At 48.9% G+C, this 14039-nt stretch carries 9 protein-coding genes; 1 reads left to right on the top strand and 8 read right to left on the bottom strand.

Going from position 1 to position 14039, the window contains the following annotated elements:
- Positions 1-11: 11 nt before the first annotated feature.
- The 3 genes from BMW79_RS22975 to BMW79_RS22985 all read right to left on the bottom strand — a co-directional run bounded on the left by BMW79_RS22975 (position 12) and on the right by BMW79_RS22985 (position 3508).
- Positions 12-1394 carry a TolC family protein gene (locus tag BMW79_RS22975; protein WP_089898475.1) on the bottom strand — a complete coding sequence of 461 codons (1383 nt, stop codon included), beginning with the start codon at positions 1392-1394 and terminating at the stop codon, positions 12-14.
- A 123-nt stretch (positions 1395-1517) separates the two neighbouring features.
- A complete protein-coding gene (locus BMW79_RS22980; protein WP_089898477.1) occupies positions 1518-2828 on the bottom strand; it encodes a sensor histidine kinase in 1311 nt (436 codons plus the stop codon).
- Positions 2825-3508, bottom strand: coding sequence for a response regulator transcription factor (locus BMW79_RS22985; RefSeq protein WP_089898479.1), 684 nt, complete (start codon positions 3506-3508; stop codon positions 2825-2827). Before BMW79_RS22985 ends, BMW79_RS22980 begins: the two co-directional genes overlap by 4 nt.
- Positions 3509-3754: 246 nt before the next feature.
- Between BMW79_RS22985 and BMW79_RS22990 the strand changes: the two genes are divergently transcribed.
- Positions 3755-5194, top strand: coding sequence for an alpha-L-fucosidase (locus BMW79_RS22990; protein ID WP_089898480.1), 1440 nt, complete (start codon positions 3755-3757; stop codon positions 5192-5194).
- An 81-nt stretch (positions 5195-5275) separates the two neighbouring features.
- Here the strand turns inward: BMW79_RS22990 and BMW79_RS22995 are convergent, their stop codons facing one another.
- From BMW79_RS22995 to BMW79_RS23015, 5 genes are read right to left on the bottom strand one after another with little or no spacing between them, the layout of a single operon-like run.
- Positions 5276-6484: a TlpA disulfide reductase family protein gene (locus BMW79_RS22995; protein WP_089898483.1), complete on the bottom strand. Its 1209-nt coding sequence runs from the start codon at positions 6482-6484 to the stop codon at positions 5276-5278.
- Positions 6485-6502: 18 nt separating this feature from the next.
- Positions 6503-7708: a TlpA disulfide reductase family protein gene (locus BMW79_RS23000; protein ID WP_089898486.1), complete on the bottom strand. Its 1206-nt coding sequence runs from the start codon at positions 7706-7708 to the stop codon at positions 6503-6505.
- Between the two features lie 8 nt (positions 7709-7716).
- The gene (locus BMW79_RS23005; RefSeq protein WP_218150417.1) at positions 7717-8802 is read right to left on the bottom strand and encodes a TlpA disulfide reductase family protein; all 1086 of its coding nucleotides are present in this window, start codon (positions 8800-8802) and stop codon (positions 7717-7719) included.
- 21 nt (positions 8803-8823) lie between these two features.
- Positions 8824-10245 carry a RagB/SusD family nutrient uptake outer membrane protein gene (locus tag BMW79_RS23010; protein ID WP_089898488.1) on the bottom strand — a complete coding sequence of 474 codons (1422 nt, stop codon included), beginning with the start codon at positions 10243-10245 and terminating at the stop codon, positions 8824-8826.
- Between the two features lie 19 nt (positions 10246-10264).
- Positions 10265-13693, bottom strand: a complete 3429-nt coding sequence (locus BMW79_RS23015; RefSeq protein ID WP_089898490.1) for a TonB-dependent receptor — start codon at positions 13691-13693, stop codon at positions 10265-10267.
- Positions 13694-14039: the final 346 nt, after the last annotated feature.

The raw sequence follows: 14039 nt of genomic DNA on the forward strand, positions 1-14039 counted from the left end.
TTAACGAAAAGCTAATTTTCAAATATGCTGAAATCTCCTACTGCTGCGGCTTTCAGCAACAATGCCTGCCACACGTTGCTGTAAGCAATGTCTTTGTCTGTTTCTGCCCTCACCAGTGCATATAATGCCTGGGTGACATCTACCAGGTTGGTAAGACCGTTCTTATACAACACCGATTTCTGCAGATATGCGTCAGAAGCGGCTTTCACCTGGACCGGCGCTTCAAGGTAGTTATCCAGTGCATTTTTGATCTTGGTATCAGAGAGATCCAGTTGTGCGCGGATCTGCTGATCTGCCAGGTTATATTCGTCCTGTAATCCTTTGCTGACCAGCTGTTGAGATCTTACCTGCCGTGAAATACGGAAGGGTTGTGTGATATTCCAGGTAACGCCTACACCGAACAGGTAGTTGGTGCGGGTAGGTTTAATACCATCCCAGTAGTTGTGGGTGAAATCTGTCTGATCAGTAGCATAGCCATAGCCGAAGCCCGAGCCACGGGTCTGCAGCACGCCTACCAGTGTAAACGCCGGGTAGTAAAAGGTTTTAGAATATTTTGCCTGTTCATCGCTGAGTGCAATCCGGCTTTTATACCATTGCAGCAGCGGATGGTTTTCTACAGAAAACGGTTGCTGTGGCAATGCCGGGATACGTGCCATATAGGAAGTATCCAGCTTGAATGGTTGTGGCGGAATGCCCATCAGTTGTGCCAGCTCATTGCTTTGTGTTTGTTCGAAGTCAAGCGCCTTGGTCAGCGCGATTTTAGCGCTGGAGTATTCTGCATTAGCCTGGGAGGAGTCTACTCCTGCGATGAGGCCATTTTTCACGCGGGTGACCACTACTTTCCTGATGGTATCGGCGCGTTCCAGGTTTTCCCGGTAAGAGCGTGTGAGTTGCTGTGCAGCAACGAGGTTTAAATAAGTGGCCGCTACTTTAATCTTGTGCTTGAAAATCTCTTGTTGCCAGTCTTTATCGTTCTGTGTAGCGGCCGCTAATGCGGTTTTAACTTTTTCCTTTGCCCTGCCGAAAGCGAAGAAATCCCAGTTAACATTGGTAAGGTATAAAGCGCCAAAGGAGGCGTTCCAGTTCTGATGATCGAGCGGTAATCCGGAGGAAGCGACGCTGAGGCCTCCGAAGCCGTATAAGGGGCCATTTTGTCCGTTGACAGTACCATAGTCCTGTTGGGCGGCCACATTAAAATTGGGCAGGTAATCGCGGCGAGCCTGGGACACCTGTTCGCGGGCGGCGGCGGTGTAGCTGGCTTTCGCCTTGATAGTTCCATAATTGGCAATAGCCGTATCAATGGCCTGCTTCAGTGTAAATACCTGTTGGGCATAGGAATGGAAGCCTGCAAACAGGGCAACCAGCACCAACAGCCAATATTTCTTACTCCACATGAATAAATAGATTTTACGGTTGAAAATTCCGGAAGGAATCTCAACTGCAAAATTTCTCTATCATTTTGAAGCAAACTTGAAGGAAACGGGAAATTGTTGATTTTTTTTCGGGAGAAGTGAATTTTATACGGCTACTGCGGTGGAGGCAGACATGGCATCGCCGCTGATGACAGCCCTTTTGAAGAAATATACTTCAATATTGTGCCAGCCATCGGTATAATTATATTCCACATCATAGCCATTTACTTCACAGATCTGCTTTACGATGGCGAGTCCTAACCCGATGCTGTCGTTGCTCTGGTTACTTTTCTTAAAGCGTTGAAACAGTTCACAGGTGGGAATCTGCGGCGGAATACCGGTATTGCTGATGCTCAGGTGATGATGGGTGAGCTCCATTTTTATCTGGCCACCGTCGCGGTTGTGGCGGATGGCATTGCTCAGCAGGTTGCTGATGAGCATTTCTGCCAGGGCCGGGTGAATATTGAGCGGAATATTTTTATCAAGATTAGAACTGAGTTTGATTTCCCGCATGGTGATCCAGTCTTCGTACGTAGCGATAACGTCTTTGACCACCCGGCAGAATTTGAGGCTTTCCGACACTTTGAACTCCTGGTTTTCCAGTTTGGTGAGCAGGATCAGGGAGCGGTTGATATGCGACAGTTTTTCGATGGCATTTTGCATATCCCCTATCAGTGCGGCCTGGATGCTATCGATATTGGTTTCGGAGAGCAGTTCAATTTTGCTGCGGATCACGGCCAGCGGCGTTTGCAGTTCATGGGAGGCATTTTCGCTGAATTCCTTAACGGCGGCATAGTCTTCCATGGCTTTATCGGTCATTTTGCGGAGAAACACATTGAGTTCTTTGAACTCGGTGGTGCTGGTTTCCGGCAGTTGCAGTTTATCTTTTTGCTTGAGATCGAAGCGGTGAATGGCTTTCATGGTGCGGCGCAGCGGTGAGAAGATCTTACCGGACAGCAGCCTGGCTGTAACAGATACGGCGAAGATCATCAGCAGCATTTTCCATACCACGGTGCTGAGCATTCCCCGGAATATTTCTTCCGATTTGATCACATAATTATAGGAGGAAATTTTATAGGCCTGTGTGCCTACCTGGTACCAGGAGTCTACGGTGATGCGGCATTCTTTCTCCCCAAGATCTTCGGCTACATAATTATCTTTCTTTACACTGATTTTTTCTGCGGGCAATGGTCCGGAGATGGCAGTAATTTCGATGGGGCGGCCATGGGTGTAGCGGTCGGGCTTTTCACCGGCCAGCAGTTGTTGCGCTACCCGGTCGTTGACGGCCGTCATGCGGGCTATTTCCGCCTGATCCAGGTGTTTTTTGATATTGTTACGGGAGATGATCATGGTAATGGGTGTTACCAGGAATACGATCCCTATAAACCAGAGTGTTATTTTGTTAAGCAGCTTCATGTCTTGGATGTATTAAACTTATAGCCCAGGCCATATACTGTTTCTATGTAGTCTACTCCTTCTGCGGCGCTGATCTTTTTACGCAGATTTTTTACGTGCTGGTAAACGAAGTCGAAGTTTGCCAGGTTATCGGTATAATCCCCCCAGAGGTGGGCAGCGATGGCCTGCCTCGAAAGTACGCGGTTTTTATTTACCACGAAGTATAGTAACAGGTCAAATTCCTTCCGGGTTACATCCAGGAGGGTGTTATTGACCATAGCTTCTACGGTGTCTGTATTCAGCTCTATTTCGTTAAATACGACCAGGTTGTTGCCATCCAGCTTTTTGCGGCGGTAAATGGCCCGGAGGCGGGCATGGAGTTCGGGCAGGTGAAAGGGTTTGGTGACATAGTCGTCTGCTCCCCTTTCCAGGCCGTTGACCTTGTCGTCGAGCGCATCTTTGGCAGAAATAATAAGTACCCCGCTGCTGATATTCTCCTGGCGGATGAATTTCAGGAGTTCCATCCCGTTGCCATCCGGCAGCATAATATCCAGCAGGATACAGTCGTAAGTGAAAAGAGAGAGCTTTTCCCGGGCTGTTTCCACGTCATATGCCAGTTCGCTGATATACTTTTCCCCGTTGAGGTAATCGGAAATACCGCTGGCCAGTTCCTTGTTATCTTCTACAATCAATACTTTCATAAAACATACCTGGGTGCAAAGTGCAGGGTAAATTTATAGCAATTTTGAAGTTTTTGGTGTGATGGAGACGTAATAAGGCCATGAGCGCCGGGGAAGCGCTGCGGTGGACATGCCTTTGAGGTGATGCGGAGGTGGACCGCCTCCGGGCAGGAATTGGCTAAAATAGCACAGTAATCGGCCAAGATGGAGATATAGAAGGCAATCCGGCCAACTTATCTTTGGCGGGTACCATCGAATCACCGGACAATGAAAAAGACATTACTATTCATTCTAATCTGTGCAAGTACATTTCAGGGATCAGCACAAACCAAAGACCTCCAGCAGTTGCAGTCTGATTTTGTGGATCTCCGTTTCGGCGTAATGATGCATTTCAACATGGGCACCTTTACCAACGAAGAGTGGGCCAGCCCAGATCATGATCCGGCTTTGTTCAACCCTGCCCAACTGGATTGCAACCAGTGGGCGGATGCCTGCAAGGCAGCAGGAATGACGTATGGTATACTCACGGTAAAGCACCACGACGGCTTTTGTCTGTGGGACAGTAAATATACGGACTATGATGTTGCCAGCAGCCCTTTAAAGAGAGATGTAGTAGGCGAGTATGTAAAAGCATTTCGCAGCCGTGGATTAAAGCCCTGCCTGTATTTCTCTATGTGGGACCGTCATAATGGTGTTGAGAACGGAGGACCAAAAGAAGAGGCATTTGTAATGAACCAGTTAACCGAACTGCTGACCAATTACGGCGAAATACCACTGATCATTTTTGACGGATGGAACTGGAAAATGGGACATCGGCTGATTTCCTACCAGCGCATTTATGATCATATAAAAAAGCTGCAACCCAATTGTCTTGTTTCAGATCATAACGGCAACGGCACGCTGCAAACAGATATCATTTACTATGAAGGCCCCAAAGGCGTTTATCCGCCCGGTAATAATATTTATCCGTCGCAAATGGCGCTCACGCTTACAGATGGCTGGTTCTGGCATCCCGGGGCCGACAAGCAGGTGAAAAGCCTCGATTACGCGCTGGATAAACTACAAAGGGTGATACCGCTCTATTGCAATTTCATGATCAATATTGGTCCCAACCGCGATGGCCTGTTCGACAAAGAAGTGGTAGCACGCTTACAACAAATAGGAAAAGCCTGGAAACGCGATCAGCAGCGATTGCCGTTGCCTCAACAACCGGCTGCTATAAAAAGCTTTATCCGGGTGGCGGCCATATCTGCTACGGAGGGCGAAGCGGTTATTGTTCCGGCTGGTCCGGCAAATGCCGGTTCTCCGGTGGCGGCCATTCTGGATCAGAAAAAACCGGAGGTGATGATCGATGGCATCAGTGATGTGGTGGGCGACAGAGGAGGCTTCTCTCCTTTTCAGACCTACTGGAAATTTTCGCCATCAAAAACGCCGGGGGTAGTGCTGGATCTGGGTGAAGAAAAGTCATTCAGCAAACTTTATTACTTACCGGCGCAGCTCATGGGCTATAGCGGGATTATTACAAAGTACATCTTATCAGTTGGCCATACGCCGGATGCATTTATAAAAGTAAAAGAAGGCGACTGGTCAAAAACGGATGCACTGAAAGTAACCACCTTTTCGCCCGTAAAAGCCAGGTATATCAAACTCGAAATTGCAGCTGCTATTGATGATCCGATGATCAGCGAAATAGGAATCGGCAACTGATTTTTTTGCTCAATACGTCAATGACAAACAAATGAAGCCGCCGTTTCAATCATGAAACGGCGCACTTCTTTTTATTTCCGTTTACGAACCAAAAATTTCTTTCAGTTTCTTATTCATCGCCTCATCATCCTCTCCTCCTCCGCCATAGCGGCCAATGATCATGCCTTGCGGATCAATCAGTATTTTAGTGGGCAGCGAATGAATGCCGTAATAATCGCTTACATCTTCCGGGTTAGGCAGGTTCTTTTCACGTTTGCTCCAATCGAGTCCGCGAAGTACATGTTTCCAGATGCCGATGCCATCTTTATCCACGGCTTTTTTCCAGGCTTCATGATCGGAGTCGTCGTCTGATACGCCGATGATTTCAAAGCCTTTGCTGCTGTACTTACCGTACAATTCTTTCAGATGTGGATTCCCTTTGCGGCAGGGACCACACCAGCTGGCCCAGAAATCGAGCATCACGTATTTGCCTTTGAAGTCGGCCAGGCTGAGTGCTTTGCCGGTGATATCCGTTTTGGTGAATTCATGGGCAGCACTGCCGGGAGAGCCGGCACGCAGACCGTCGAGTTCTTTCTTTATTTCAATGCCGTCGGCGCTTTGCTGCATTTCGGGCGACATCTTAGCATAGTAAGCCTCCCCTTCCGCAAGTGGCATGGCGCTTACACGGTAGCGGAGCAACTGCGCGGTAACATAGGAATTAGGATGCTCACCAATGAAAGCTTTATCTACCTTCTCCATTTCATCATAGAAAGGCTCCATCTGGCTTTTTATTTTGTCCAGTTTTGTTTTCCAGGCTTCCAGTACGGCTTCCGGCTTCTTTGCTTTGATATCAGCGATGTAGGCCTTGTTGCCTTTATTGAAAGCATCGGAGAGCGGTTGCAGCTTTTTCTGGATGGGCGCCCGGGCAGCAGTCAGTATGTCCTGGTCCAGTTGTACTTTAGAGCCCGTGAGCTTTGCCTCTTTCAGGCGGCCCGTCGTAGATTTGAGCTGCATATTGGCCGATTCCATGAAAAAGGACACGAAGTCCCCTTCTCCGTACATGAAGGATTTTTTATCGAGGAAAATGCGACCTTCCACCGGTTGCACCAGGGTACCGGTAAAAGTGAATTTTCCGTTACTGGAAAGTACGCTATCCTGCTTGTATTGCTGGGGACCTGCTGCGTAACTGAGGTACACGTAGCGGTTGGGCAGGCCTTTCACATCTCCCGTAAGGGTAAATGGTAATGCTGTTTGTGCATTTCCCTGTAAATGCAGGAGCAGAAAGGGAATAGCGAGCATGCTGTATTTCATATATGACTGTTTTGGAGATTAAACACCGAAGATTTCTTTCAGTTTTTTATTCATTTCTTCATCGTTGGCGCCATCTGCACCGTAGCGGCCAATGATATTTCCTTTCGGATCTATCAGCACTTTGGTGGGCAGCGTCTGGATGCCGTAGTTTTCACTGATATCTTTAGGATTGGGCAGGCCTTTCATGGCCAGTTTCCTGTCCTGTCCGGAAAGTACATGATGCCAGATACCGATGCCATCCTGTGCCACGGCCTTTTTCCAGGCTTCCTCGGCCCCGTCATCGCTGGCCACGCCAATTATTTCCAGTCCTTTTGGCTGGTAAGCGGCGTACAGTTCTTTCAGGTGCGGATTGCCTTTACGGCAGGGCACACACCAGCTGGCCCAGAAATCGAGCAATACATATTTGCCTTTGTAATCAGCCAGGCGCAAGGGTTTTCCGTTGATATCGCGGGATGCAAAAGCTATCGCCGGACTTCCCGGAGATCCTTTACGCAGTTTGTCCAGCGTATGTTTAATATCGATGCCGGCATAACTTTTCTGCAAGGCGGGCGACATTTTCGCATAGGCCTCCTCTCCTTCTTTCAACGACATCATCATGACGGCGAAACGAAGCAGGTTGGCAGCCACATAAGAATTGGGATGTGCTGCGATGAACTTTTTATCTTCCATTCCCATTTCATCGGTAATGGGTTCCATTTCATCTTTCAGTGCGGTGAGCTTGTCTTTCAGCGAGTCGAGCACGGCGTCCGGTTGTTTGGCTTTCCGGGCGGCGATGTATTCGTTATTCAACTGATCGTAGCGGGTGCGGAGCGGGCGGAGTTTGGCCAGCCACACTTCTTTGGCTGCATTGAGCTGCACCTGTTCGTCCTGTGCATGTGAACCGGTAATGATGGCACTTTTTAAATGCCCGTCAGCGGATTTTAACTGCATGGCGGCAGGCTCCAGGAATAATTCGCACAGTTCTGTTGTGGAATAGTCTGCCATGCGATCCAGGTAAATGCTGCCCGATACCGGTTGTGCGATCTTTCCACGGAACACAAACTGTCCGTTTTTCGATAACGCACTATCGGTACGCACGTTTTTTTCACTGGTGCTGTAGCTGAGGTAAACATAGCCGTCTCTCAGCCCTTTTACCTCTCCGGAGAGGGTAAAAGGACGCGGTTGCTGTGCTTCTGTGCAAAGCGGAAATAATAACGCGGTGATGGCCAGGTGATAATATTTCATGATGTTGCTTATTTGAGGATTTCAGCCAGCTGTGTATGCAGTTTGGTACCTCTCAGCTCCTTCGCGATGATGATGCCCTGCGGATCAATCAGGAAAGAACAGGGAATAGCCTGGATACCGTATTGCTGCGCAACTTCATTGCGGAAGCCTTTCAGGTCGGACAGCTGCATCCAGGGCATGCCGTCCTGTTTGATGGCTTCCTTCCATTTGTCGGCTTTGTCATCGAGAGATACGCCTACTACGGTGAAGTTTTTGTCTTTGAAGGTATTGTAAGCCTTCAGCACATTCGGATTTTCAGCGCGACAAGGGCCGCACCAGCTTGCCCAGAAATCAAGGAGTACATATTTGCCTTTGAAATCGGACAGGCGCACGGGTTTACCATCTACATCTGACTGGGTAAAGTCGATCATCGGCTGACCGATCGCACTTTTTTTCAGGATAGCAAGACGGGCAGCGAGTTTTTTACCGGTAGCGGTTTGTTGAGCTGCGGGAGATAATACCCGGTATATACTATCCACCGGTGCATATTCGCCCATGACAGCCATATCGGCCACAAGCGCCACACTTACCGGGCTTTCCGGGTGTGCTTTGATATAGGCATTGGTGCGTTCATGCCGTTGGCCACGCAGGGCTTCCAGTTGAGCCTCCAGCGCAGCTTGTGCAGTGTCGTTGTTTTTTACCTCATCGTACTTTTCATACAGTTTATATTCCTGTTTGGTAATATCAGCGATGGATTGCTCATATGCTTTGTACGCATCCTGCGTAGCAGAACCGGTGATCTGCAGCTGGTCGGTAGAGTCGATGTTACCTTTGATCTGTACGGCGGTATTTTCCATAAACAGTTCCAGGTAACGGGTAGAAGTACCGATATATATTTTCAGTGGCTCCGACACGGCGCCGGTCCAGGTGAAGCGGCCGTCTTTTACGGGCACGGTATCCGTTTTAGCCGAATCGGCTACGGGTATGGAAATATAGACCACCGAATCTTTCAGACCAGTGAGTTCGGCAGTGATAGAGGCCGATGGCGCCTTGGGCTGATTACAGGCAGCGGCCAGGAAAAGGCCTGCAAACATGGTTTTTGTGTTGATTTTCATATCGACGGTTTAAGTGGTTTATTATGGTTGGTAGCCGGGGTTTTGCGCACCGATATCCGGGTTCTTTAAAAACTCATTGTGCGGAATCGGCAGGATGTAGCGGATGTTATTATCGAGCGTAGGCCGCAGCTGCAGAATCAATGAGGTGGGCAATCTTAAAAGCGCCATCCATTCCTGGCCATCTTCTCCTACCAGGTTGCGTACTGTTTCGAGGTACAACTGTTTCAACAGCTCATTTACACTGGTGGCATTATCCACGGCGGAAAAATCCGTTACGCCGGCATGTGTCATGATATTTTTCAGGATAGTACGGGCATCGGCCAGACTGCCACCAGCACGTACTATAGCTTCTGCTTTCAGCAGGTAAATTTCCGTCAGCCGGATAGCGTAAGCGGTTTCAGATAATATGCTGGGGGAAGTTCCTTCCTTGATGTATTTCAGGAAATAGTAAGTACCGGTGTAATACCTGTTGGCAGAGCCTATCATCCAAGGGCCACGGGGATCGTTCGCCAGCAATGTTTTGAGATTGGTATTCGCCACGTACAGGGAAGACGCACCCGGCCAGTACTGGTGACTAAGCGCATAGTAATAGCTTTCCTGGTTCTGCTGTGGCTGAATGCCCAGGATCACTTCGGGGCTGGCGAGGCCTTTTACATAAAAGATATCTTTTGTCTGCGGTTCCAGTGTGTAGGCGCTCTTCAGGATAATACTATCTGCCAGCGCTGTTACCACCGGGTAATCCGCCGCCTGACCATGACTCATCAGTACGCGCATTTTGAGCGCCATAGCGGCCCAGCGGGTCACATAAATAGATTTATTGGTGGCAGGTGCATTGGCAATAGCCTCGTCGAGGTCGGTGAGGATGGCGGTATAACTGTCTTTCACGGAACTGCGTGCCTTTGATATCTCCCCAACGGTTACAAATTCATCGCGGAGTAAAGCACCAAAAGGACTGTTCAGATCAAACCACTGACCAAAATAACTGAGCAGTTTAAAATGTCCGTATGCCCGCAGAAACCTGGCTTCCGCCAGGATCTCTTTTTTGCGGTTGCCGGTAAAGGCCTTGTCTTCCAGTGCTGTTACGCCCTTTATCACACCATTGGCGGCATTGATGATCTGGTAAGAAGAAGTCCAGTAAACATTGCCAAAAGAAGAATTGGTATACACATTTTTTTCTGCATTATCTGCCCCGTATCCATATGTCATAAAACCTGCAAAAGCCGCAGGCGGCACTTCGTGTTCAAACCACTTTGTTACATTGTTGGCGGCATCCACATTGGCAAAACGATAATATACACCATTGAGGGCTATTTCAGAGGTACGTTGGTCCAGGATGGTATTGCCATCCACCTTAGCATTTTCGGGCAGTTTTCCCAGCTCCTTATTGCAGGCGGCTCCTGTTATCATTACGGCACCGAGTATTACATATATGATCCTTTTCATAAAATCTCTTTTTGTTGTGTTAGAATCCAAAACGCAGACCGATGTTGAACTGCTTTACTGTCGGGAATGTGCTCACATCTGTACCGCCATTGATCAGGCTGTAAGGGTTGTTGCTTACTTCAGGATCCGGACCGGGATACTTTGTGATCGTGAACAGGTTGGTGGCGGATGCGTACATAGAAGCTTCCCGGATGTGCATGGAGGTAGCTACTTTATGTGGCAGCTGGTAAGTAAGCGTGATGGATTTTAATTTGATATAGGACGCATCGTATACATCGTTGCTGGAAGGCGGCATATTGTTTTCATTCAGGATCAGGCGTGGACGGTCGTTCACCGGGTTTTCCGGCGTCCAGCGGTCTTTCACGCGCACCCCTTTGTTGCTGAAGCTGCTGATATATTTGTTCTGTACATCTGCGAGATAAAGCATCTGGCCACCATACGAATAGGTGAGCAGGGTAATGAGGCTGAAGTTCTTATAGGTAAACGTGTTGGTAAATCCACCGAAAAAGTCCGGTTGCGAATGACCGATCACATCGCTCTTGTAATAGCCATCGTCTGCTATGTCAAACATAGGATCGCCGATACCGAGGTAAGGCGCGTAATACACCGCATACTTAAATACTTTTTTATAGTCGTCCAGTTGTTTCTGGTCCTGGATCACTCCTTTCATTTTATAACCATAGAACTGTCCGAGTGATTCTCCTTTCCGTACAATCGTATTGCCGCTGATATAGGAGCTGATCACACCGGCATTGGTGAAGTCGCCGCTGATATCCAGGACCTTGCTCCGGTTGCCGGATACGTTGAGGGCACCAGTCCACTGGAAATTTTTACGTTTGATAAAATCCGTCCGCAGATCGATTTCCAGCCCTTTGTTATTGATGGTGGCAAAGTTGGCAATTACGCTGCTGTAAGAAGAGCTGGGGGCCAGTTGTGTGGCCATCAGCAGGCCGGTGGTATTTTTTTCATAGTAGCCGATCACACCACGCAGGCGGGAGCCAAACAGTTCAAAATCCAGTCCCAGGTCTTTTTGCAGGGTAGATTCCCATTTGATTTTGTCGTTGCCCAGCTGTGTAGGCAGCAATGCGTTGACGCCACCATAAGAACCGGGTGTATACAGGGTGTAATACAGGTTATCGCCGAAATTCTGTGTACCGGTATATCCTGCGCTGGCTCTCAGTTTCAGTTCATTGATCCAGGAAGCGCCTTTCATAAATGGCTCTTCAGAAATGCGCCAGGCGATACCGCCGGAAGGGAAATAGCCTACGCGGTTATTGGCCGGAAACTTGGAAGAAGCATCTGAACGACCGGTAAACGTGAGCAGGTATTTTTCCTTTAGTGCATAGTTGGCACGCACATAAAAGCTCAGCAGTGTATTCTGTCCGGAAGTACCTGTAGATGGTAAGGTAATTGCGGCAGAAGAAAGATTGTTGAGGTATTTATCATCCGGAAAACCCTGACCGCTGGCGGAGAAAGCGTTGTACCGGTATTTCTGCCAGGAAGTACCGCCGAGGAGGGTCAGACGGTTGTTTTCGTTGAATTGTTTTTCCCAGGTAAGGGTATTTTCAAAGAACACGTTTACGTCTTCTGATTGTGCCTGCGTGCCGGTACCGCCGTTGGAGTCGCTCGCTCCGCTGGCAGACGCGATCACGGCGCTGCTGGGTACATAGTCGAGCTGATGATACATGTTATAGTTCACCGAAACGGTAGATCTGAATTTCAGGTCTTTCAATACATCGTAATCACCGGAGAGCGATCCCAGAAGAGAGGATGTTTTTCCTTCGTTGATGCCATCGAGGAGGATCAGCGGATTTTGAAACCCCTGGTAATCGTAGCCACCTATCTGTGAGCCGAGGAAACGGTAGAAGGAACCATCCGGGTTGCGGGCCGGCAAGGTGGGTGGGGCATACATGGCAGCCGGATAGATACCGTTGGTGATATTATTTTTGGTAAATCCGTAGTCGAGGTTGGTGATTACCCGGAACTTGCTGGTAATTTCGTTATCCAGACTTATTTTTCCGGAGATACGGGAGAAGTCGGTGCCCAGTACTACCCCATCCTGCTTCGTATAGGCGAGAGAGGTATAGTAGCGGGAGCCGGAGCCACCACCGCGTACGGAGATATCTGCGTTCTGTGAAGTAGCATTGCGCAGCACCAGTTTCAGCCAGTCGGTGTTAGCGGTGCCCAGGCTTTCAGGATTATTGATAATCTGGTTGGCCTTATCATTGGGTTCTTCTCCAGCCAGTGCATGCGCTGCGTTCAGGTTTTTAGCGGCTTCAGTGAGCATGGCCAGATAGTCGGTGCTGTTGAGCAGTTTTTCTTTGATGGGGGCGCTTACGCCGGCATAGTAGTTTGCTTCCAATACGGGTTTTTGATTCAGCTTTCCTTTTTTGGTGGTGATGATGATCACTCCGTTGGCCGCTTTGGAACCGTAGATGGCCGTAGCGGAAGCATCTTTGAGGATATCAATGCTTTCAATATCGCTGATGTTGAGACCAGCGAGGCTATTCAATCCACGCGAGAAAGAGCCGCTTACGCCGTTGCCGAAGTTGTCGCTGCCGCCTGTTTCCACGGGATTCACTACTTCCGCCTGGTTCTGGATATACCGGTTTTGAATAGTTACCTGTACGCCGTCGATGATATAGAGGGGATCGTTACCTCCCATGAGGGAAGTACCGCCACGGATACGGATCTTGGCAACACCGCCCGGAGAGCCATCCGCCTGTGTTACCTGTACGCCGGCGGCTTTACCGGACAAGGCCTGGTCGATGCTCGCGAACGGGACGTTTTTCACTTCTTCTACGTTTACAGAAGCGACAGAACCGGTGAGGTCTTTTCTTTTGGTACTGCCATAACCTACCACCACATATTGATTGAGGTCGTCTACTTTGGCTTTCAGTTCCACTTCCACGGTCAGTTTCCCGCCCATGTTCAGTGTTTTGGATTCAAAGCCTACGCAGGAAATCTGTAGTACGGCATGGGAGTCGGTGTTGTGCAGCACAAAGACGCCTGCCTGATCGGTGATCGCCGCCACTGTGCTACCTTTTACCCGTACGGTCACACCGGGTATGGGGCTACCTTTTACATCGATTATTTTCCCGCGAACGTCTTCAGGAGGTGTAGCCTCCTTCTTCCCTCCATCCGGCTGGGGTGTGGCTTTACGGGAAATCACGATGGTGTTGCCTTCGATATCGAAGTTTAAAGGTTTGTCCTGCAGCAGTTTTCCGAGGGCCACTTTTAGCGGCACATCCCTGATTTCAGCAGATACAGGGCTCACATCTGACAGATCTTTACTCCGGTAAAAAAAGACGTAACCGGTTTGTTGTTTGATGACACTAAATACCTGTTGCAGTGGCACCTCTTTAAATGAGACAGTTACCGTTTGTGAGATTCCACTGGCACAAACGTGTAAAGCCAGCACCGTTAGAAAGAACGCGGTCATTTTCATTACTCGCCAGATTTTGGTGACATAATCGGTCCCTGGTTGCGGAGACCTTCCGTTATCAAGTGAACTAACCATTGACATGGAATATCCATGTTTGTTGCGAACAACATTAATTTTCATACCTTAGGTTGGTTTTTGGTTGACAATTGTTTTCTCACCCGCCTTTGCAGGCAGTGAAACGCTTTTCTAACAAGGGTTAACCATGACTCAAAAACCTGGTGCGGACGCCAATCTGGCACCGGGTTTTCTTTTATGGATGAGCATAAGATCTCCGCGTCCGGTGGACCTCACGACTTCATAACATTGAACTTACTGGATAGCTATCATTGCCGGCGTTGGTGGCGCCTGG

Origin of the sequence: Chitinophaga arvensicola, assembly GCF_900110835.1 — a bacterium.
In the GTDB taxonomy this organism is placed as follows: Bacteria; Bacteroidota; Bacteroidia; order Chitinophagales; family Chitinophagaceae; genus Chitinophaga; species Chitinophaga arvensicola.

Bases quoted from the DNA above. Each gene is read 5' to 3' on its own strand.
- BMW79_RS22975 (WP_089898475.1), bottom strand. From the start codon at position 1,394: ATGTGGAGTAAGAAATATTGGCTGTTGGTGCTGGTTGCCCTGTTTGCA.
- BMW79_RS22980 (WP_089898477.1), bottom strand. From the start codon at position 2,828: ATGAAGCTGCTTAACAAAATAACACTCTGGTTTATAGGGATCGTATTC.
- BMW79_RS22985 (WP_089898479.1), bottom strand. From the start codon at position 3,508: ATGAAAGTATTGATTGTAGAAGATAACAAGGAACTGGCCAGCGGTATT.
- BMW79_RS22990 (WP_089898480.1), top strand. From the start codon at position 3,755: ATGAAAAAGACATTACTATTCATTCTAATCTGTGCAAGTACATTTCAG.
- BMW79_RS22995 (WP_089898483.1), bottom strand. From the start codon at position 6,484: ATGAAATACAGCATGCTCGCTATTCCCTTTCTGCTCCTGCATTTACAG.
- BMW79_RS23000 (WP_089898486.1), bottom strand. From the start codon at position 7,708: ATGAAATATTATCACCTGGCCATCACCGCGTTATTATTTCCGCTTTGC.
- BMW79_RS23005 (WP_218150417.1), bottom strand. From the start codon at position 8,802: ATGAAAATCAACACAAAAACCATGTTTGCAGGCCTTTTCCTGGCCGCT.
- BMW79_RS23010 (WP_089898488.1), bottom strand. From the start codon at position 10,245: ATGAAAAGGATCATATATGTAATACTCGGTGCCGTAATGATAACAGGA.
- BMW79_RS23015 (WP_089898490.1), bottom strand. From the start codon at position 13,693: ATGAAAATGACCGCGTTCTTTCTAACGGTGCTGGCTTTACACGTTTGT.